This window comes from Kaistella soli (assembly GCF_019038595.1).
Lineage (GTDB): Bacteria > Bacteroidota > Bacteroidia > Flavobacteriales > Weeksellaceae > Kaistella > Kaistella soli.
The window spans coordinates 42,899-63,864 of sequence record NZ_JAHOPF010000007.1 but is presented as its reverse complement, the minus strand read 5'-3'; the positions used below and the strand labels follow the sequence as shown (position 1 = coordinate 63,864).

Here is a 20,966-nt window from a genome sequence, read left to right as displayed (position 1 = left end):
TCAGAATCAGTGCTTTCTATAAAAGGAAGCATTTTTTTTATAAAAAAGTTTTGTAGATTGCTTAAAAAGCGTACTTTTGCACTCACCAAAACGAAAGAAGTTCTTTTACAAAAAATATTGATCCGGTAGTTCAGCTGGTTAGAATGCCGCCCTGTCACGGCGGAGGTCGCGGGTTCGAGTCCCGTCCGGATCGCATAAAGTTTATCAATTACTTTTCAAAAAATTGATCCGGTAGTTCAGCTGGTTAGAATGCCGCCCTGTCACGGCGGAGGTCGCGGGTTCGAGTCCCGTCCGGATCGCAACAAAAAAGCCCCAATTTATTGGGGCTTTTTTTATTGTTATATTCTTTATTTAGATTCTCGGGTTCGGTATAAAGCAAAATGTGATTTAGGCTACAATGTTTTCTGTGGGAATACTGCTTTTAAGCTGCTTTATTGTTCTTCCGCTCTTAACTGGATCAAGCGTTTCGTTCAATCTCACCTTGACGCAAAAAGCGTTCTTTTAGGAATTAAATCAACAATTGCTCTTACATCCAGATTATTCACGTTTTATTCGGAAAAAGCCAGCGCTTTCATATTAAGACGTGACCCAATTTTAATTCTAATCTCCATTCTCTTCCCGAAATCTAATTTGTAATGATTTACTTGTAGCGCGACTGTCTACCTAAAAGCTACCGGCGATGTTGTTCTTGATGTATCGTATTCATTCTCCTATCCTTTAGTGTAAGTTATGTTACAGGAGGCCGGCAATATTTTATACTGTATCCATACTATAAGCATACTATATCCATACTATATCCTACAGTGGGTGAATATTTATTATCTTTGGGTATCATCCTAATCCTAACACTATGGCTGAACTTAAAGGTATCCTTAAAATTAGCGGAAAGCTTGGCGGGCTTTCGTTTTATAAAATGAACGGCAAGATTATCGTAAGAAATCCGGGAGGGTTTGACGGGGAAAAGATCCGGAAGGATGAAAAATATGCGAATGTCAGAATGAATGCGTCTGAATTTGGACGCTGCTCCAAATTTGGCGGAAAACTCCGGCGGGCACTTCAACCTTTTGTTAAGGATCTCAATGATCCTGTTCTTCACGGGAGAATGGCCAAGATGCTGTACGATCTCATGAAACTTGATAAGTTATCCCCTAAGGGTGAACGGACGGTACAGCATGGGCTGCTACATGCTGAAAGCGCTACAATTCTGGGCGCTTTTTCATGGAACACCGCCGACGGAAAAAGATGCCGCTACGATTATGACAAGCGCATGCTGTTTTTTGACCGTATTCCTGCACGGAGTACGAAGGCGGAAGTTACGCTGAGGTTCATCAATCCCGAGGAGGGGCAGGACTCGCTGGAGTTTCAGGATATTGTTTTTGAGGTTCCGCTTCCGGGTCCTGAGTTTTTTATTTCTGAGGACAGTGAATTTAACCCGGCTTATGAGGGCTATCTTAAATTCGCGCTGATCCGGTTTTTTGACGGAAAGGGTTTCCAGCTACCCGGAAAAACGGCGGTGGTGATGGGGTAGTATCCGGAGTTGCTGTACTGAGTGGGCTGTGGAGGGCTGTTCGCCTATGCATTCGATGGAAGGCGGCTTGAAACGTGAAAAACGATAAGCAGGAGCAGGGCAATCTAGAAAAGTTTTTTATTTACTTAGAACCGTGCGATAAATCGTGAGACGGACGGATGGAATCCGGAAAACCGGAACCGCTTTCTAATTCTGACAGACCTAATTATTGGCGATGAGTCCAAAAATAACTATGGATTCAGCTCGGTCGTTATTTTTCGAAGAACTAAATAGGCTTGTTATAACCATCTTCGTGTATTTTCTATTGCTGTTTTGGATATGCTTAAAATCTATAATTTATTTTGATGGAAGTGTAGTTTTTTTTTAAATAAATTATTGAATTTGGTATCATTACGGGAAACCGTAATGCAGGGTAGATTATTCTTTCTAATTTTCACCAGCAGAAAAACTATCCGTAATTAAATCATAACCTTTTTAAGAGCATGTGATTCATTATAACCCAGAATTATAACTATTTGAAGAATAACTACATTTTTTTATTGCAAAAATACATATCAACTTTCTTTCTACTACTCTACAGAAGACTTGTATTTGCTTTTTCTAATTCTAATTACTCAAACGCCAATGATTTTTTTATCATCGACAAAGATTTCACCTTTTCAAACTCCTTATTAAAAATCGACTTTCACTTCTCGCAACTTTTATGGATTAACTTCCCTGAAGTGGGCAAAAAATTTTCGAATGGCAGTATAACACTAAATTCAAATAAGCTTCAGTTTCCTTATATCATTACCGTGAAATTAGCTAAAGGTATCAGAAAATATGTTATTGAAAAAGAGAACGATGGGTTAATCTTAAACTCCGCAAAATATAAAATCAATTACTTCAAAAGTTTTAACATTTTGTATCGGAAAAAAGAAATGCCGGGTAGAATTACCTGCTTAATAAATAATAAATTCTTTTTCAGTAAATCTACATCTTCAGTCACTTTAGCAACTAAAATTAAAGATATTAACTTCAAACACTTCAGTAAAACAGATTATTTATGAAAAACAATGAATCGTACAGAATGCCAAGGGCTGGAAAATTTATGCAATTTTTATGGAGTTGTGCAGGGGGAGATAAATTTTTATTAGAAAGAGCTACCTATTCAGACCAGGTAAAATATATGTGCTTAGGAGGCATTGTCTTAACGACTCGAGTGCTTGCATCTTTGGCTGGAGGCTATGCTTTTTATACGATTTTTGCCCCAAAAACTGCGAATGTTCTTGATAAGCAAGTGATGGTTAACGGCGTAACAGAAGCGCCAATCCATTTACCTACTGTTTTGTATTCAATAGTTTTTGGAATTGTTTGGGGCCTGATTATTTTTAATATTGACAAATTTATTGTTGCCGCAACAGGTAAAGGTGACGGCACTGAAAAAATTACATGGCAGGAATTTAAGGGAGCACTACCAAGGCTTGTTATGGGTTCTATAATTGCTTTGACGATTTCTAAACCTGTAGAAATAAAGATGTTTAAATCTGAAATTGACGCCGCTTTAGCAAAATATCAGGCGCAGAAAAAGGATGAAGCTGTTAAAGATGCAGATGCTGCCTACTTTAGAAAAGTAAGTGAGGCTAAAGGGAAAATGAAGGACTTAGATTCTAAAATAACAAATTATGAATCCCAAATAAAAGATTTGGACCAGCAAATTGCTGAGGAAACAACAGGTAAAAGAGGAGGTAGCTCCGGACCAGGAGTAGGTCCTATAGCCCAAGCGCTGGAAAAACAAAGAGATGGAATTATAGTTAGATTAAATCAGCTAAAAGAATCCCAGGATTTTAAAGATTTGCAGGTGGAGCTGAAGAAAGCAGTTGACGTAAGAGATAACGAAAGAGAGCAGGCAGAAAAGAAAGCAGCATCTGAAGATGGTTTGTTGCGAAGAATTCAGTTGGCGGACGAAATAGCATCCACCAGAGAAGATGGAACAAAAGGATTTCCGTGGATTACAATATTTATAACGCTTTTGTTCCTGTCAATCGAGTTGACGCCCGTATTTTTTAAGATGATGCTCATAAAATCCCCATATGATTACATGAAAGAAAATCTGGAGGATGAAATAAGAGCTGAAAACGGTATTGAAGTTCAATACGATTATTATACCGATAAAGATGGCTTAGAGCGACACCTAGTGATTAACCATGACGCCGAAAACCTTATGTATGAGAAGTCTCAACTTTCTAAAATCCAGAAAGAATTAACAGATTATGCGCTTGAAAAATATAAAGAAAGGGAGAGAAGGAACATCGACGAGAATCTAGATGAATATATAAGAAAAAACGCCTAAATTTTTATGGCGGTTAAAATATCCAAAGCAAACCCGATCCTTCACCTGTTTTCAGGTGAAGACGGAGAGATGATTAAACAGCTGGATCATCCCAAGATAAACCGTAACTTTAATTTTATTGGTTTTGCAGTAATGTTTATATGCATCCTCTGTTTTGTAAGCGCGGTTATATTTTCCTTCAACATTTTAAGTGGCATTGGAAAAATTGGAAGTGTGCCTATTGGAATCTTCTGGGGCTTTGCTGTGACTACCATATATTTGCTTCTATTGTACACCATTTCTCCGCCCTTACTCGTGGATAAAAAGATGTTCAACAAAAAAAATAAAGGTGTTGAAAAAAGTAAGAAGAAATTTCTTTTTGAATCTGAAAATCTGAAAAATTTTAGTGATTGGCTCACTTTATCAATGTCGCTGCGTATTATTTTCATTGGACTTTTTGCCATCATTACGGTACAGCCTTTTAACGTAATGCTTTTTACGTCACTTATACAAAACGATTTAGACCTTTATAAATCCCACTATAAGTCTGAAATTATTTTGGAGACAGATCAGTCCAAGATTGAGCAGGAAATAAACTTACTGGAAGATTATCTAAGAACAGTGCATATAAATGCGTTGCCGAAAGAGGATTATACAGAAATTTCGAAAAACATTAACCCAATAATTGAAAAAGTACAATACGACAAGTCTTTTTTGGAGAAATCTAAAAATCTAAAAGGTATAATCATAGATAAAAAAGTGAAGCGCAGTAAAAAAGATGATTTTATTGTGGAGCTAAATTCAGAAATTCAAAATGAAATTGCCAGTGATGAAGAGTTTCTTTCCAAATCTGCTGAAATTGAAACCTATTCTAAATATGAATTCAATGTTTTCAAGAAAAATTTTAACAAAATAATTGAAGATAAAGTTACAAATAATAAATATGTCTATAATTTAATAGATAATAATTCCTTTTATTTAAGAAGGATCATCGTCATCAACACCTTAGTTCCTGGTGCCTTTTTTTTAAATGTCTTTTCATTAATTCTTTTTCTGTTCCCGATTTATGTGAAGTTTCAAATCAGAAAAATTAAACCGAAAACGAATGCCCAAAGCTTCTACTACTTTAAAAAGGAAAAAGAACTGAATTTTGTTAATCTTAACTACCAGACTTTTAAAACCAATTTTGAAAGGAAATTCGCTCAGCGACAGCACAGGTCTTTCGTACGTATTAAGGAGAATTTAGAGTTGTCTATGGTGAAACTCAGAGCGTATAAACCTGAAGTGGCTCAAAAAATTGAAAAAGAACTAATCGCGAAATTTTTCCCATATGTTGATATTTCGGAAAATGAAATATACCGAAAATATGGTTTTTCTTCAGGGGAATTAAGTGAATTAAAAAAGATAAACAGGATTGTTTTTTATGAAAAATATCTTGATCCTCCGTTTAATCTTAAGCCCGTTAAAAATACGATAGTCGAGTTTTCTGGTCAAAAATTGATAAACGATGTTTGGAGAGATGAATGAAGCTGATCACGAAAAGTTATACTACGAGTCTGATGGCAGAATGTTTAAAAAAGAACGTTTTATTAGGCATATTCCTCGTTATACCTATGTTTCTGGAAGATTTACAGGGAAGTTTTATTCTGACCTTCAAAAAACACCAGATGAAAGATCCGAATATTACCATTTTAAAATCTATGAGGCAGAAGTTGAAATTAGTCACAAAAGCAGAATTCAAGAAAAAATTGCAGAGGAGGAAGACGCAATTAAGGTAGCGGCACACCAAATGCCAGAAAAAGTTTACTTTTTTGAAACTGTTGAAGGCAGAAAACAATATTATGATTTAAAATTTGAAAATCCGCTGTTTCACAATTTCGGATTTGTTTCAAAACTTCAGCAAAATGAAGGTGACGAAGCGTTTGGGACTATTGAAGCAGATTTTTATGGTTACCTAACAGACTTTACAGAAGAAAAAAGATACAGAAAGAGATACCGAAAAATAAATCTTATTGAATGTCTGGATTGCATCAAAACAGGTATAAAGACAGGTAATACAGAAACAAAAACTGGCGCTTACCGGGAGGAGTATTTTTGTAAAGGAAACAAAAAGACCTATTGGGGTGATTGGATGGATAAAGAAATTCAAAAGGGCCCCGGAGGTACAATTGTTATTTCTGATCCACCACGACCTTTTTACGAAAGATTTTCTCCATGTTTTAGAAACTTAATCTTATCGCTTCTGGTTACAATCATTTCTGGACTTATAGGTTTTACCCCTTTGTTCGTCATAGGATTGATCTGGTTGTTTTATGTGGTTTATACATGTTTTTTTCATTGGCTGCGATACTTCACATACTTTTTTGCTTTCCTGTTTTTAATTGGTTTGGTTTATTCAATTGCGAATACCAACTGGCACAACAAAGCTGTTGCATATGTGCCTCATCCCGTGCAGAAAATTGTTGAAAAACCTCAGTTAATTAAAGTTATCACTTTAATTAAAAATGGAAAAGTCAACGACATTCAAATACAAAGGCAATTGAAATGGAGTGGGTACAATGGTGAGGCGTACTCAGGAACATTTAGTCTCATGAAGTCTGATTTGGATGCATCACGAAATCTTAAAAACAGTTTGAATGCCAACATAGGGTATAATAATATAATTTATAATATTTCAGCTTTCGATTCAGATAAATTGGGAGGACTTTATAGCATGTTTGATAAAATTCGGTCTGATCGTAACCTGAATAATAAGCAATTTGCCGAAATGATTGTTTCATTTGTTCAGTATATTCCTTATCACGCAATTGTCGAGGGCAGTTGTAACCCTAATGAATACACAGACAGAAGCATAAGGAACCTGCTTAAAGAAAATGCAGGAAGATGTTTGCCGAATCAGAAATTTGGGATAACAACACCACTTGAATTTCTTAGTAACAGTCAAGGTGACTGTGATTCCAGAACTGTTTTACTCTATACCGTATTTAAGCATTATCGATACAATGTAGCGGTTTTGAGCAGCGAGGTTTACCGGCACTCAATCTTAGGGATTTCATTGCCATACAACGGTTTGACCTATGAATCAGGTGATGGTAAATATACGCTTTGGGAAACTACTGATCGTGGATTCAAGCCAGGGATTTTACCTCCTGAGGTGATGAACCTGAACTATTGGGATATCTCTTTAAAATAATAAAATATGAATACTTTAAAAATTTTTTCAATTCTGCTCTTCTCCATACCCTGCTTTGCGGTCTGCATTATACTTGCTAAAAGAGTTTTAAAAGAACGATCAGACCATAACGATTTGGTTACGAAAGAATTTATTAAGCTCTCTGCGATTTTTATTTCAGTGAGTATAATTCTTAACCTTGTGTTTCAAAAAGTTATTTACCTGTATGACGTCATCGATCAGTATTTTCTTGATTTTGACTTTATAAAACTTTTTACAGCCGGCAATTATAATTTTGGATTCAGCATTGAAATGCTTAAAATCACAACTATATACATGGCATTAGCGTTTGTGTGGGTATTAATTATTTCTTTATTCTCAAAAATTATAGCAAAGAAATTTTTTGCAGTAGATGATTTAAACTTTAAGATTTTTGAAGGGGTCATTCTGCTATGTATTTCCGTAGCCTTCTATCCGGTACTTAGTTTTATTTTAGATAATTTTTATTTGATTTTAGATACCCCAAAAATTAATTAGATATGAAAAATACAATACTGTTTTTAATCGCCTTGTTTGCGATGAACTCCTGTTTTAAAAAAGAAATTGACCAGAGCTCCCTTGTTTCGTCGACTGATTCTACAGTTTTAACTGTTGACAGTAGCGCTGTGGCTATCGATGCCGCAGTTAATATGGACACATTAACTGATTCCTCAAGTGTGGTTGAAACTTCTGCAATAATGACATTTGATGAAGCAAGTCGAGTCAATTCCTCTGCTGCATGGAAGCAGTTCCTGATTGATAATCCCGATTACAATAAAAAGCAGCAAATTGAGGATAATATTATTCGTGCAGAAGTAAGAGAAATAGCTGCAGATTCAAATACCGGCCAAATGCCTGAAGCAGAAAGGGTAGGTTCTTCCAGTTCTGCAATTTCTACCATTGATGTTGAAAATAATACCTCTTGCGACTTGACGCTGCTATACAGCGGAAATGATGCAAAAAGAATTATAATAGCTCCAAATTCAAAAAGGAAAATCTCGTTGGGAAGCGGTAGATACAGTGTAGCTGCTAACGCTTGCGGATACAACTACGCTGGATCTGAAAATTTGATGGGTGACTATTCCGTTGTTTACTATATTTCTACTGTAAGATATTAATTTCCTGTAGTATTTTCTGAGAATTGATATTATAATTTCGGAAGAGTCACCTTGCTAATTTATGTCTTCTTTCTGTCGATACTTATACAGCCTTAGAAAAATCCGGGAATTAAATCAATCATAAATTTTGATAAAACCCTATGAAATTACTTAAAATTGTTGTTGTCGTTGTCGTACTCGTTTTAATGATTTTGGTTATGCCGTTTTTTGTAAGACATTCTGTAAGAACTTCTTTGTACAGCAATGTGAATAATGTGCCCAAAAAAGAATTTGCAATTGTGCTGGGAGCCGGAATTAGAAAGAATGGAACTCCCGGAAACTTCTTAAAGCAGAGACTCGATGATGCCGTAAAATTATACAAGGATAAGAAAGTACAGAAAATCCTGATCTCCGGTGATAACGGAAAAAAATCCTACGATGAAATCAGTGTAATGAACGGTTATCTGATTGAAAAAGGGATTGAGCAGGATGTGATTTTTGGGGATTATGCTGGGTTTGATACCTATTCTACAATGGCAAGAGGGAAAAATATATTTGATATAAAGAATGCGGTGATCGTCACCCAAAAATTTCATTTGAGCCGCTCCGTCTATTTGGCTCAACAAAAGGGGATAAATGCTGTAGGTTTTTCCTCTTCAGCAACAGGTAAGAAAAGGTATTTTTTGCGGGAATGGTTTGCTAGTATCAAAGCCTATGCTGACTGTCTCGTAAACAGAAAACCAAAGTTTTATGGCTCGAAAGTTAATACAAAGCGGGGAACAAATATTATAATACAATAGATTAAATCCTTAAAGATCTTAAGCCGAAATGAATGCCGTTATATAAGCTCCCACAAGTAAAACAGTAGGAATTATCGGAATTGACTTAGCTGAAGTATGCCCTCGCATGCTGAAAATATATATTTCACCATTTTCCTATCCTTTACAATATTCGTAATATTCTTTAAAGTGAATTGGTTTCCGGGTACCTGAAACTGCGTGTTTTTTAAGATAATGTTCTTTGCGTTTTCTGCTGTTAAACTATTCTTCACCTTGATGTTTACATTTTCGAAAAACAGATCATGAATCGGGAGCTTTCCAATACAATCAGTTTTACAGCGGTTTCCGCGCTGTTGACGGTAATTGAATTCAATTATTTTTTTATAATGTTCTCAAAAATATTTAATTTCACATTATATAAAAACGAATTATGAAAACTTTAAAGGTGTTTATCTTTTCTTTATTTACTCTTTTGTCCTGCTGTACATTTCTTCGGGCACAGAACTGGATTTTTAAGTACAACCTCTCTGAGTCTGACTATCAGAAAGCCTTCGATCAGTACGCCACCAACTATATTCCCGTTGATATAAATGTCACAACAGTTGGAAAAGAGAACCGTTTTTCAGTAATTTTCTATAAGAATAACGAAGGTCGGCCCTGGCAGGCCCGCCATGAGCTGAGCTCAGATGATTTTGATACCTTCGATAAAGGTATGCAGGAACACGAGCTCATGCCGTATGCTGTTACTCCTTATTTTAACCCTAAGGGTGAACTTCGGTTTGGCGCTCTTTGGTTTAAGGGGTGGAGTACCGACTACGAAATTTCCTACTCCCTTAGCGCGAAAGAAAACATTTTGCCCCTATTCAGTGCTTTGACTGCTCCGCAAGCGGAATATGGGGCATACTGGATAAATTCTCTGGCTGTGTATGATATGCCGAATGGAGAGAATCAGGTCGCATTTGTTTTGCAGACCTATGATTCTCCAGCCGAAAAAACGAGTGTTTATTATGATATCGCCCTAGATAAGGTCTCACAGGAATTTGAAAAATTCAGAGCGCAAAGCTATCTGCCCCTGAATCTTTCGGTTTACCATAAAGGAAATAAGACCAAAGTAGCTGCCCTCATGCTTAAACTTGCAGCTCCGACTGATTTGGAAATCAGTACCGGACTTAGTATGAAAGAACTGGAGGCTTCTGTGAAAAATTTGGAGAGCAAAGGATACCGTCCTTTTCTGGCCAAGGGCTATGAAGAAAAGGGAGCGCTTAAATATCTAGTGGCCTGGAGAAAATAAAGCATTTTACAGAGATAAGATATGTGTTGCCCTATTTAGCTTCATTATTTATTGAAGCGAATTTGGCTTAAATATGAGGAAATTTCCCACCTTCTTACTGCATGAAAACAGTTCGAAAATCAGCTGGTCAATTTGTTCCCGTTAATTCATTTGACTGGCTTTCTTAAAAGGCAGCCTTTAATTTTTAAGTTAAAGGAAAAAGATTAAAAAAGAAAGGCCCGGATTTTATAAATCCAAGCCTCAACTTAAGTTGGTTTTCCTAAAAACACATGGGTTTAAAATAATAAACAGTTGCGGGAGCAGTGTTACAGCGTGATTATTTCACCATTTTCCCCTCCTTCACAATATTCGAAGTATTCTTTAAAGTGAATTGGTTTCCGGGTACCTGAAGCTGCGTGTTTTTCATGGTAATGTTCTTTGCGTTTTCTGCTGTGAAACCTTTGTTTGCCTTGATGTTTACATTTTCGAAAAAGAGATCATGGATGGGGGAATTTTCAAGACCAATCAGTTTTACAGCGGTTTCTGCACCGTTAACGGTGATGTTTTTAAAATAGAAATTTGAATATTCAGGGATTTTTTCTTCCAGAGGGTTGTCGTAAACTACCGGCGTTTTGCCGACCTGTCTGTTCTCGTAAAATGAAGTCAGATAAATAGCTTCATCCACAATGTTGTTCATGGTGATGTTTTCAATATAAATATTGCTCACCTTACCGCCGATGCCCTGATTGCTCTTTACACGGATTCCGATGTCGGTACCGTCAAAATAGCAGTCGGTCACAAAAATATTGTTCATGCCGCCATCGGTATTCGATCCGATGGAGAAGCCGCCGTGAGCCTGCAGTACTGTTGACTTAGCAATGATGATATTTTCCAGACGCGGACCGTCACTGTTTTTAGAGCTGCTGCTTTTCATGCAGATTCCGTCGTCGCCAACATCCACGGTACAGTTGTATACCAGCACATTTCTGGAGCCGCTGATGTCGATTCCATCGGTATTCTGTCCATATTTAGGGTTGAGTACCTTCAGATCAGTCAGCAGAACGCCGTCGGACTGGGAAACGTAAACAGTCAGTTTCGGGGAGTTCTGTATGGTGATTCCCTGAATCCTTAAGTTTTTGCAGTTGATGAGGTTCATCATGTATGGACGGAGATAATCGCGGGTTCTTTCGAAATCCGCTGCCACAGGACTGGTTTTCTTTTTCAGGGATTCAATGATTTTTTCGCCGTTCATGGCGTCAGCGGAAGGCCACCACACTTTTTTGTCTTCGCTTAAGACTCCTGTTCTGATGAGGTTTTCCCAGAATTCGGGGCTTACTTTTCCTTTTTTTACCGGCCGCCAACTGTCACCGCCGCCGTCGATCGTGCCTTCGCCAGTAATCGCCACATTCTGAACATCGCGGGCATATACCGGAGACATAACGAAATACTCAGTTCCGGCAGAATTTTTTGCGATCAGCGGATACTGTGAACGGTCTTTTGTAAACTGCATCAGGGCACCTTTGCTCAGGTGAAGGGTGATGTTGCTTTTAAGCTCAATGGGACCCAGAAGCCAGGTTCCTGCGGGAACATTGATGACAGTATTGCCGTCTTTGCTGCTTTGGTCGATGGCTTTCTGAAAAGCTGCGGTATTTAAAGTTTTGCCGTCCGCCACCGCACCGAATGAAACCACGGAGATGTTTTTCTGCGCTGTGTTTTTAGGAAGCTCCGGAAGAATGATTTTAAACGGTGCCTTATCCAGGTAGGGCTGCCATTCAGGAGTTTGAGAGTTAATCGATTGCAGGCTGCATACAGCCACTATAGAAACGAGTATTTTTTTTCTGAGGTCGAAATGCATAACAGGAAGTGTTAATGAATATTAGAATCTTAGTAAAACGGGTGAAACAAAAATTATTTCGGGTCAAAATTACATATTATTTTAGAACACAGCATCAGTTTGTAACTTAATTTAATAAATTACAAATGAAGTGCTGCTAAAACGGTGAAAGTTCAGGAGGATCTTTTTGGCTGCCGTACTTAGCGTATAGCCTGTGATTACCGGTACTGAAAGAAGTTCTTAATTTTTAGAGAAAATTTTCTCCCCATTTAAAAAAAATATATATCTTTGTGTAATCGATTACAGATAATTATTATGAAGACCAATTTCAGTTTCAGGTACGCAGCGAATCCTGCAGATGTAAAATCCTATGATACCGATAAACTCCGCAGCGAGTTTTTAATGCAGAATCTTTTTACGGAGAACGAGGTGAATCTTGTGTATTCCATGTATGACAGATTCATTGTGGGCGGTGCAATGCCGATCAATGAAAAACTTACCCTTGAAACCATCCCTTACCTTAAGTCCGAAAACTTCCTCGACCGCAGAGAACTCGGAATCATCAATGTAGGCGGAAGCGGAGAGGTACATGCAGACGGCGAAGTGTTCGAACTTGACAAAAAAGAAGCGCTTTATATCGGAAAAGGAGTGAAGGAGGTATTGTTTGTAAGTAAAGACAGCAGCAATCCAGCTTTGTTTTATCTTAATTCTGCTCCTGCTCATGAAAAATTTCCGACCAAAAAAGTTGGAAAAGAAAATGCAGAAGTGATTCAGCTTGGTGAAGAAAAATCAGCCAACCGGAGAGTTCTGAACAAACTGATCGTCAACAGCATTGTTGAAACCAACCAGCTTCAGATGGGGCTTACAGAGCTGCTTCCCGGAAATATCTGGAACACGATGCCTGCGCACACCCATTCCAGAAGAATGGAGGCTTATTTCTATTTCGATCTGGAAGAAGGGCAGACGATTTCCCATTTTATGGGCGAGCCACAACAGACGCGACATATTTTCATGCAGAACAACGAAGCGGTATTATCACCGGAATGGTCGATCCACAGCGGAGCGGGCACTTCCAACTATTCCTTTATCTGGGGAATGGCAGGTGAAAATTTAGATTACGGCGATATGGATATCTGTGCTCCCAACGAATTAAGATAAACATGGAATTATTCAGTTTAAAAAATAAAAATGCGCTCATTACCGGCGGCACACACGGTCTCGGAATGGCGATGGCTGAAGCTCTGGCAATCGCTGGTGCAAAACTCCTCATCACCGGCACTACGCCGCAGAAAATGGAGGATGCCTTGGCTTACTATCACTCCAAAGGTTATGACGCAAAAGGATATCTTTTTGACGTTACCGACGAAAATGAAGCCGCGAAATATGTAGATCTGATTACTGAAGAAGCCGGAGGAATCCATATTCTGGTGAATAATGCCGGAATTATCAAACGTGAGCCGGCCATTTCTATGTCGGTTACAGATTTCAGACGTGTGATCGATGTGGATCTTGTAGGGCCTTTTGTTATGTCTCAACTGGTTGCGAAACAGATGATCGAGCGAAATGAAGGCAAGATTATCAATATCTGCTCCATGATGAGCGAGCTCGGAAGAAACAGTGTTTCCGCCTATGCCGCCGCAAAAGGAGGTTTAAAAATGCTCACCAGAAACCTGGCGACAGAATGGGCTAAGCATAATATTCAGGTTAACGGAATCGGTCCGGGTTATTTTGCGACCTCGCAGACTGAGCCTATCCGCGTCGACGGAAATCCCTTTAATGAATTCATCATCAGCAGAACTCCTGCGGGAAGATGGGGAAATCCGGAAGATCTGGGCGGTGCTGCGGTTTTTCTCGCATCGGCAGCCAGCAATTTTGTAAACGGACAGATTATTTATGTAGATGGCGGAATTTTAGCCACCATCGGAAAACCTTCGAATGAAGATTAATCATTATTAAAAATGAAAACAAATTTTATTCACGACAACTTTCTCCTTGAAAACAAATATGCCGAAGAGCTGTACCACAACTTTTCGAAAAACCAGCCGATTATTGATTATCACAATCACCTTTCACCGGCACTGATTGCGGATAACCATGTTTTCGGAAATATTACAGAAGCCTGGATCAACGGTGATCATTACAAATGGCGCGCAATGCGGACTTTAGGGGTGAATGAAAATTTCATTACCGGAGATGCGGCTGCAAAAGACAAATTTCTTCAGTGGGGAAAAACAGTTCCCTACACGCTGAGGAATCCTCTGTTTCACTGGACGCATCTGGAACTGGCGCGATATTTCGATATCTATGATTTACTGAATGAAAATACGGCAGAGAAAATCTATGCCGAAGCTTCTGAAAAGATCAGTTCGCCCGAATACAGCACGCAAAACCTTTTGAGGAAAATGAATGCTGAACTGGTGTGTACTACGGAAGATCCTGTGGACAGCTTAGAGCACCACAAAAAAATAGCAGCAAGCGATTTCAATATTAAAGTAAGCACTGCTTTCAGGCCGGACAAAGCGATCCTGATTGAGAATGAAGGCTATAATGAATATGTGAATACTTTGGCTGAGGCTGCAGGAATTGAGATCAATACCTACGCCGATCTGTGTGAAGCTTTAACCAAAAGAATTTCTTATTTCAACGACAACGGATGCAGGCTTTCCGATCACGGGCTTGACCAGATTTTTTCCGCAGAATTTACAGAAAATGAAATCTCGGCAATATTCAGAAAACGCAGAGACGGAGATCAGATTTCCGGGGAGGAAGCATTGAAATTCCAGAGCGCAATCCTTATTTTCCTTGCAGAATCTTACCACAGTTTTGACTGGGTGCAGCAGTTCCACCTTGGAGCTCTGAGAAATAATAATGCGAGAATGCACCGAATTCTCGGACCTGATACAGGATGGGATTCCATCGGCGATCTTTCTCAGGCACGGCAGCTTTCCGCCTTCTTAAACCGTCTGGATTCTAATGACAAACTGACCAAAACAATTATTTATAATCTTAATCCTGCTGATAATGAAGTATTCGCGACCATGATCGGGAACTTCAATGACGGCAGTGTAAAAGGAAAAGTACAGTTCGGTTCCGGCTGGTGGTTTCTGGATCAGAAAGACGGCATGACGAAACAGATGAATGCCCTTTCCAATATGGGACTTTTAAGCTGTTTCATCGGGATGCTGACGGATTCCAGAAGTTTCCTTTCTTTCCCAAGACATGAATATTTCAGACGTGTACTCTGTAATCTTCTCGGTGATGAAATCCAGCGGGGTGAACTTCCGAATGATATGGAATGGATTGGCAAAATCGTTTCGGACATCAGTTATCACAATGCGAAAGAATATTTCAATTTCTAAAATTTAAAACCAAATGTTTTTAGAGCAAAGCAATTATAAGTGGGAGAAAATCGATGAAAATTTAGACCGGGCAGTTGTCGGTTTTGATGATTCACTGATGCTGACCATTGTGCGTTTTAAAAAAGGCGGAATTGGCAAACTGCATCAGCATATTCATTCGCAGGCCGCTTATATCGCTTCCGGATCATTTGAAGTTCAGATCGAAGAAAATAAAAAAGTTCTGAAAACAGGAGATTCATTTTTCCTGCCCACCGATATTATGCACGGTGTTGTCTGCCTGGAAGACGGCGTTCTAATCGAGTCTTTCAGCCCAATGCGTGAAGACTTTTTAAACAGATAAAATTATACATTAAAAATATATACAGATGAGTAGAGTAGTTACTTTCGGTGAAATAATGCTTAGGCTTGCACCACAGGGATTTTTAAGATTTTCGCAGGCTGATAATTTCGATGTTGTTTACGGCGGAGGCGAATCCAATGTAGCAGTATCATTGGCGAATTATGGAATTCCTGTAGATTTCGTAACCCGTTTGCCAAAAAACGATATCGGCCAGTGCGCTATGATGGAGATGCGTAAAAGAGGCGTAGGTGTAGATAAAATTGTCTGGGGCGGAGACCGTTTGGGAATTTATTTCCTTGAAACCGGTGCTGTTTCCAGAGGAAGCAAAGTGGTTTACGACAGAGCCCATTCCGCGATGGCTGAAATTCAGCCGGGAATGGTGAACTGGGAAGAGGTTTTTGCAGGAGCGGAATGGTTCCACTGGACCGGAATTACGCCGGCGATTTCACAGAGTTCGGCTGATGTGTGTCTTGAAGCTGTAAAAGCTGCAAGCAAACTTGGACTTACCATCTCCACCGACCTGAATTACAGAGCCAAACTCTGGAAATATGGCGGAGACAGAGAAAAAATCATGACCGAACTTACTTCTTACTGCGACATCATCCTCGGAAACGAAGAAGACGCGGAAATGCATTTCGGTATCAAACCCGACGGTGCGGCGGTGCAGACTCACGGTCACGATGTAAAGGCGGAAGCGTTTTTATCCGTTTGTCAGCAGATGATGCAGAAGTTCCCGAAAGCCAAAAAAGTAATTACTACGTTAAGAGGTTCCATCTCGGCTTCCCACAATACCTGGGCCGGAGTTTTATATGACGGTAAGGAAATGCTGCAGACAAGACAGTATCAGATCACCGATATCGTTGACCGTGTCGGCGGAGGAGACTCTTTCATGGGCGGACTGATCTACGGACTGTTGACTTATCCTGAGGATGACCAGAACGCACTGGATTTCGCGGTAGCCGCCTCATGTCTTAAACATACCATTAAAGGCGATGCCAACCTGGTGACCGTAGATGAAGTAACCAAACTGATGGGCGGCGACGCTTCCGGACGTGTTGCAAGATAAAATTCTTTAACAATGATTATAGATTCACTACATAACGCGGAGAAATATTTCGGGCTGCATCCTTTGTTTTCGAGTGCTTTTAAATTTATTCAGGAAAATGATCTGATGGCTTTGCCAGACGGAACGGTACAGATCGAAGAAGGGCTGAAAGTAATTGTCAGCCAGAAAACCGGAAAAACCGCAGAAGAAAGTTTAAAGAAATTTGAATGTCACAATACCAATATCGACATTCAGGTTTGTGTAAAAGGTAATGAAACTATCGGGTGGAAACCCCGCGAAACCTGCGCTTCACCGAAAGGCGAGTATGATCCGGCAAAGGATGTTCTCTTTTTTGAGGACGAGCCGGATATGTTTTTCAGTTTAAAAGACCGTCAGTTTGTGATTTTTTATCCGGATGACGTCCATGCACCGATGATTGGTGATGATGAAATCAGGAAATTAGTATTTAAAGTAAAAATTTAATTCAGATCAAATGAGCAATATTCAGAAAGTTTCCGATGCCGTAGTAAAGCAGGGAATCTTGCCCTTATATTTCAATGCCGATGCAACGGTAACCATTGAAACCCTGCGTGCGATTTACCGCGCCGGAATCCGTGCCGTAGAATATACCAACCGTGGTGAAGCCGCGTTGAATAATTTCAAAAAAATGGTGGAAACCAGAGATTCCGAAATGCAGGATCTGCTTCTGGGAATCGGTACCATCAAAAACCTTCAGCAGGCCAAAGATTTTGTGGAAGCCGGCGCTGATTTCTTTATCAGTCCGGGTTTTGTACCGGAAGTTGCAGAATTTCTTATCAGCCAGGACAAGTTTTACAGCCCGGGCTGTATGACGCCTACTGAAATCATCGCGGCAGAAAATGCGGGCGTGAAGTTTATCAAACTTTTCCCGGGGAATATGCTCGGCCCTGATTTTTTAAGCGGAATAAAAGATATCTTCCCGAATCTGTTATTTATGCCCACAGGCGGCGTGGATACCACCCGTGAAAACATCGAAGGCTGGTTCAAAGCCGGCGTTTCAGCAGTAGGAATGGGAAGTAAGCTGATCAGTAAAAAACTGATGTCCGAACAGAATTATTCCGAAATGGAATCTGAAACCAGAAAGGTTCTGGAAACCGTGCAGTCGGTAAAAAATGCATAAACAGATTTAAAAACTTAGCTCATGAATCAGAGTACGAATACCAAGTCTACCAATGTCAGATGGTCCATCTGTGTTTTGCTTTTCTTTGCCACGACTATCAATTACCTTGACAGGCAGGTGCTTTCCCTTACCTGGAAAGATTATCTGCAGCCCGAGTTCCACTGGGACAATACCGATTACGGTAACATCACGGCGCTGTTCTCTATTTTCTATGCGGTAAGTATGATGTTTGCCGGGAAATTTATCGACTGGATGGATACCAAGAAAGGATTTCTCTGGGCCATTTTTATCTGGTCCATCGGAGCGGTTCTTCATGCATTCTGCGGAATTGCGACTTCAGGGATGCTTACAGGAAACTGGTTCGTAGGTTTTGAAGGAGCAAAAGAATCGATTGCAACCGTGAACAATGTATCGCTTGTGATCAGCACCAGTGTTACCCTGTTTATTTTTGCGCGTTTCGTTCTTGCGATTGGGGAAGCCGGTAACTTTCCTGCAGCAATTAAAACAACAGCAGAATATTTTCCTAAGAAAGACCGTGCGTTCGCCACCAGTATTTTCAATGCCGGTGCGACCGTAGGAGCTTTGGCAGCGCCCGTAAGTATTCCGTTTATCGCGAAAGCTTATGGCTGGGAAATGGCATTCATCATTATTGGAGCATTAGGTTTCGTATGGATGGGATTCTGGATATTTTACTATAAAAAGCCTCATCAAAACAAAAAAGTAAACCAGTGTGAACTTGATTACATTCAGCAGGATCATGATGACCAGGCTGTAAATGAAAACGGTGAAGGCATTGGTAAAAAATTCACTTTTAAAGAATGTTTTAAATACAGACAAACCTGGGCATTTGCTTTCGGAAAGTTCATGACGGACGGTGTGTGGTGGTTTTACCTGTTCTGGACACCGGCTTATCTAAGCTCTGTGTACGGAATGGACAGTACCGAAAGTGCTTTACCGCTGTTCGTACTCTACGTCATTACGCTGCTTGCGATTATTGGCGGCTGGCTTCCAAAATATTTTGTGAATAAACTAGGACTTGATCCTTATGCAGGAAGAATGCGTGCGATGCTGATTTTTGCATTTTTCCCACTCCTTGCACTTTTGGCTCAGCCGGGCGGGCACCTCAGTTACTGGATTCCGGTTTTAATCATCGGAGTTGCAGGAGCCGCGCATCAGGCGTGGTCAGCCAATATTTTTTCCACCGTTGGTGATATGTTCCCTAAAAGAGCCATCGCAACTGTAACAGGAATTGGCGGAATGGCGGGAGGAATCGGCTCGTTCCTGATCAATAAAGGTTCCGGTGTATTATTCGATTTTTCCCATAAGAACTGGACCACTGTTGACGGCGTTCCTTTGCTTCAGAAATATCCGCAGTTCAATACCGAAAGAATTCCTGATGATTTCTTTGCGAATCTCAAGGCTTCAGGAGCGGTGATTTCCGACGGAATCAATACCGGTTACATGATTATTTTCTCCATCTGTGCCGTCGCTTATCTTGTCGCATGGTTTGTAATGAAAGGCTTAGTTCCAAAATATAAAGTAATAAAAGATTAATAATGACAACAGATACTAATACCAAACCCAGATTAAACCGTGAAGCTTATGGTAGCGGAGCCGAACTGCCGGTAAAAATTCTTCAGTTTGGAGAAGGAAATTTTTTAAGAGCGTTTGTAGATTATGCTTTTCATACCCTTAACAAAGAAATTGGTTTCAATGCCGGCGTAGCCGTCGTGCAGCCGCTTCCCGGAGGAATGGTTGAGCAACTGGACGAACAGGATGCCTTATACACTGTTTTCCTGAACGGAATTAAAAACGGAAAGAAAATTCAGGAAAATCACCTGATCGATAATATTGTAAAGTGCATCAATCCTTACAAAGATTTTAAGGCACTTCTGGATGTTGCAAAACTTGACAGTCTGGAATTTATCATTTCCAATACGACAGAAGCCGGAATCGAATTTGTGGATAGCGACGTGCTTTCTGAAGAAAGTCCGAAATCTTTTCCCGCCAAAGTGGTTGCCGTACTTTACGAAAGATACAATCACTTTAAAGGCGACCGCAGCAAAGGTTTAACGGTCATTCCGTGTGAACTGATCAACCATAATGCAGATACGCTGAAAAAAGTCCTTCTGCAGTATTGCGAACTTTGGAAGCTTGAAGCAGACTTTGCCGCATGGATCAATGAAGCCTGTACTTTCCATAATACTCTGGTGGACAGAATTGTTCCCGGATATCCGAGAGATGAAGAGGAAGAATTCAGCAATAAACTTGATTATCAGGATAAATTCATGGTCACCGCCGAACCTTTTTTCCTTTGGGTGATTGAAGGCGATGACCAGTTAAAAGAAAAATTACCTTTCGACAAAACCAGTCTGGATGTAAAAATTGTGTCCGACATGCAGCCGTACCGCAACCGAAAAGTGAGGATTCTCAACGGTATTCATACTGCGATGGTTCCGTTCTCCATGATGTATGGCAATGAAACCGTACAGGAAACCGTGGTAAGCCCTTTCACGATGAAGTATGTTAGTGAAATCGCATTCAACGAAATTGTACCTACGCTGGACATGGATAAGGAAGAACTGAAAAGCTTTACAGAAGAAGTTCTGGACCGGTTCAGAAATCCGTTCATCCGTCATCAGCTTTCGGATATTGTATTAAATTCTGTATCCAAGTTTAAAGTTAGGGTGCTTCCGACGATTCTTGAATATTTTGAAAAGAACGGAAAACTGCCTTATCACCTGGTTTTTGGTTTTGCATGTATGATCCGTTACTATAAAGGAAGCTGGAACGGGAAATCTTTGCCGGTGAAGGATTCTAAAGATATTGTAGAAACATTTGATCAAGCCTGGAAAAACACCAGTCTGGAAGCGACGGTAGAAGAAATTCTGGCGAACACCGGATTCTGGGATCAAGACCTTAACAGTATTCCCGGTCTGCACAGCGCGATCACTTATGCGATAAAAAATGCTGAAGAAAACGGTATTGAAAAAGGATATCAGAATTTCATCAGTCATTTTTCTTAAAATTTAA

Annotated in this window: 18 protein-coding genes and 2 tRNA genes; 19 read left to right on the top strand and 1 reads right to left on the bottom strand. The window is 39.7% G+C overall.

What is annotated here, in order from left to right:
* The first annotated feature begins 119 nt into the window (after window positions 1–119).
* From KSK37_RS13040 to KSK37_RS12995, 10 genes are all read left to right on the top strand, one after another.
* Window positions 120–193, top strand: a tRNA-Asp gene (locus KSK37_RS13040).
* 32 nt (window positions 194–225) lie between these two features.
* Window positions 226–299, top strand: a tRNA-Asp gene (locus tag KSK37_RS13035).
* Window positions 300–850: 551 nt separating this feature from the next.
* Entirely contained in the window at window positions 851–1,528 is a 678-nt protein-coding gene (locus KSK37_RS13030; RefSeq protein WP_217201980.1) for a hypothetical protein, read from the top strand.
* A gap of 1,045 nt (window positions 1,529–2,573) precedes the next feature.
* A complete protein-coding gene (locus tag KSK37_RS13025) occupies window positions 2,574–3,860 on the top strand; it encodes a DUF4407 domain-containing protein (RefSeq protein ID WP_217201979.1) in 1,287 nt (428 codons plus the stop codon).
* Window positions 3,861–3,929: 69 nt separating this feature from the next.
* Window positions 3,930–5,366, top strand: coding sequence for a hypothetical protein (locus KSK37_RS13020; RefSeq protein ID WP_217201978.1), 1,437 nt, complete (start codon window positions 3,930–3,932; stop codon window positions 5,364–5,366).
* Window positions 5,347–7,032 (top strand): hypothetical protein, encoded by a 1,686-nt coding sequence (locus KSK37_RS13015; RefSeq protein WP_217201977.1) that lies wholly within the window; start codon window positions 5,347–5,349, stop codon window positions 7,030–7,032. The genes KSK37_RS13020 and KSK37_RS13015 overlap by 20 nt, the downstream gene beginning before the upstream one ends.
* 6 nt (window positions 7,033–7,038) lie before the next feature.
* Window positions 7,039–7,548, top strand: a complete 510-nt coding sequence (locus KSK37_RS13010; protein WP_217201976.1) for a hypothetical protein — start codon at window positions 7,039–7,041, stop codon at window positions 7,546–7,548.
* A 2-nt stretch (window positions 7,549–7,550) separates the two neighbouring features.
* The gene (locus tag KSK37_RS13005; RefSeq protein WP_217201975.1) at window positions 7,551–8,168 is read left to right on the top strand and encodes a DUF6759 domain-containing protein; all 618 of its coding nucleotides are present in this window, start codon (window positions 7,551–7,553) and stop codon (window positions 8,166–8,168) included.
* Window positions 8,169–8,308: 140 nt separating this feature from the next.
* Window positions 8,309–8,947, top strand: coding sequence for a SanA/YdcF family protein (locus KSK37_RS13000; protein ID WP_217201974.1), 639 nt, complete (start codon window positions 8,309–8,311; stop codon window positions 8,945–8,947).
* 409 nt (window positions 8,948–9,356) lie between these two features.
* Window positions 9,357–10,217: a hypothetical protein gene (locus tag KSK37_RS12995; RefSeq protein WP_217201973.1), complete on the top strand. Its 861-nt coding sequence runs from the start codon at window positions 9,357–9,359 to the stop codon at window positions 10,215–10,217.
* A gap of 316 nt (window positions 10,218–10,533) precedes the next feature.
* On the opposite strand, the gene KSK37_RS12990 is transcribed toward KSK37_RS12995, so the two are convergent.
* Complete coding sequence (locus KSK37_RS12990; RefSeq protein WP_217201972.1) at window positions 10,534–12,051, bottom strand: glycoside hydrolase family 28 protein; 1,518 nt, start codon at window positions 12,049–12,051, stop codon at window positions 10,534–10,536.
* A gap of 294 nt (window positions 12,052–12,345) precedes the next feature.
* Between KSK37_RS12990 and kduI the strand changes: the two genes are divergently transcribed.
* The 9 genes from kduI to KSK37_RS12945 are packed head-to-tail and all read left to right on the top strand — an operon-like array spanning window position 12,346 to window position 20,959.
* Window positions 12,346–13,188: a 5-dehydro-4-deoxy-D-glucuronate isomerase gene (gene kduI, locus KSK37_RS12985; RefSeq protein WP_217201971.1), complete on the top strand. Its 843-nt coding sequence runs from the start codon at window positions 12,346–12,348 to the stop codon at window positions 13,186–13,188.
* Between the two features lie 2 nt (window positions 13,189–13,190).
* Window positions 13,191–13,976, top strand: coding sequence for a gluconate 5-dehydrogenase (locus KSK37_RS12980; RefSeq protein ID WP_217201970.1), 786 nt, complete (start codon window positions 13,191–13,193; stop codon window positions 13,974–13,976).
* Between the two features lie 12 nt (window positions 13,977–13,988).
* Window positions 13,989–15,389, top strand: coding sequence for a glucuronate isomerase (gene uxaC / locus KSK37_RS12975; RefSeq protein ID WP_217201969.1), 1,401 nt, complete (start codon window positions 13,989–13,991; stop codon window positions 15,387–15,389).
* 13 nt (window positions 15,390–15,402) lie between these two features.
* Entirely contained in the window at window positions 15,403–15,729 is a 327-nt protein-coding gene (locus KSK37_RS12970; protein ID WP_217201968.1) for a cupin domain-containing protein, read from the top strand.
* A gap of 25 nt (window positions 15,730–15,754) precedes the next feature.
* Entirely contained in the window at window positions 15,755–16,795 is a 1,041-nt protein-coding gene (locus tag KSK37_RS12965; protein WP_217201967.1) for a sugar kinase, read from the top strand.
* Window positions 16,796–16,807: 12 nt separating this feature from the next.
* A complete protein-coding gene (locus KSK37_RS12960) occupies window positions 16,808–17,257 on the top strand; it encodes a NanQ anomerase/TabA/YiaL family protein (protein ID WP_217201966.1) in 450 nt (149 codons plus the stop codon).
* Window positions 17,258–17,267: 10 nt separating this feature from the next.
* Window positions 17,268–17,933, top strand: coding sequence for a bifunctional 4-hydroxy-2-oxoglutarate aldolase/2-dehydro-3-deoxy-phosphogluconate aldolase (locus KSK37_RS12955; RefSeq protein WP_217201965.1), 666 nt, complete (start codon window positions 17,268–17,270; stop codon window positions 17,931–17,933).
* A 21-nt stretch (window positions 17,934–17,954) separates the two neighbouring features.
* Window positions 17,955–19,487: an MFS transporter gene (locus tag KSK37_RS12950; RefSeq protein ID WP_217201964.1), complete on the top strand. Its 1,533-nt coding sequence runs from the start codon at window positions 17,955–17,957 to the stop codon at window positions 19,485–19,487.
* A gap of 2 nt (window positions 19,488–19,489) precedes the next feature.
* On the top strand, window positions 19,490–20,959 hold the full coding sequence (locus KSK37_RS12945; protein WP_217201963.1) for a tagaturonate reductase: 1,470 nt from the start codon (window positions 19,490–19,492) through the stop codon (window positions 20,957–20,959).
* Window positions 20,960–20,966 lie beyond the last annotated feature (7 nt).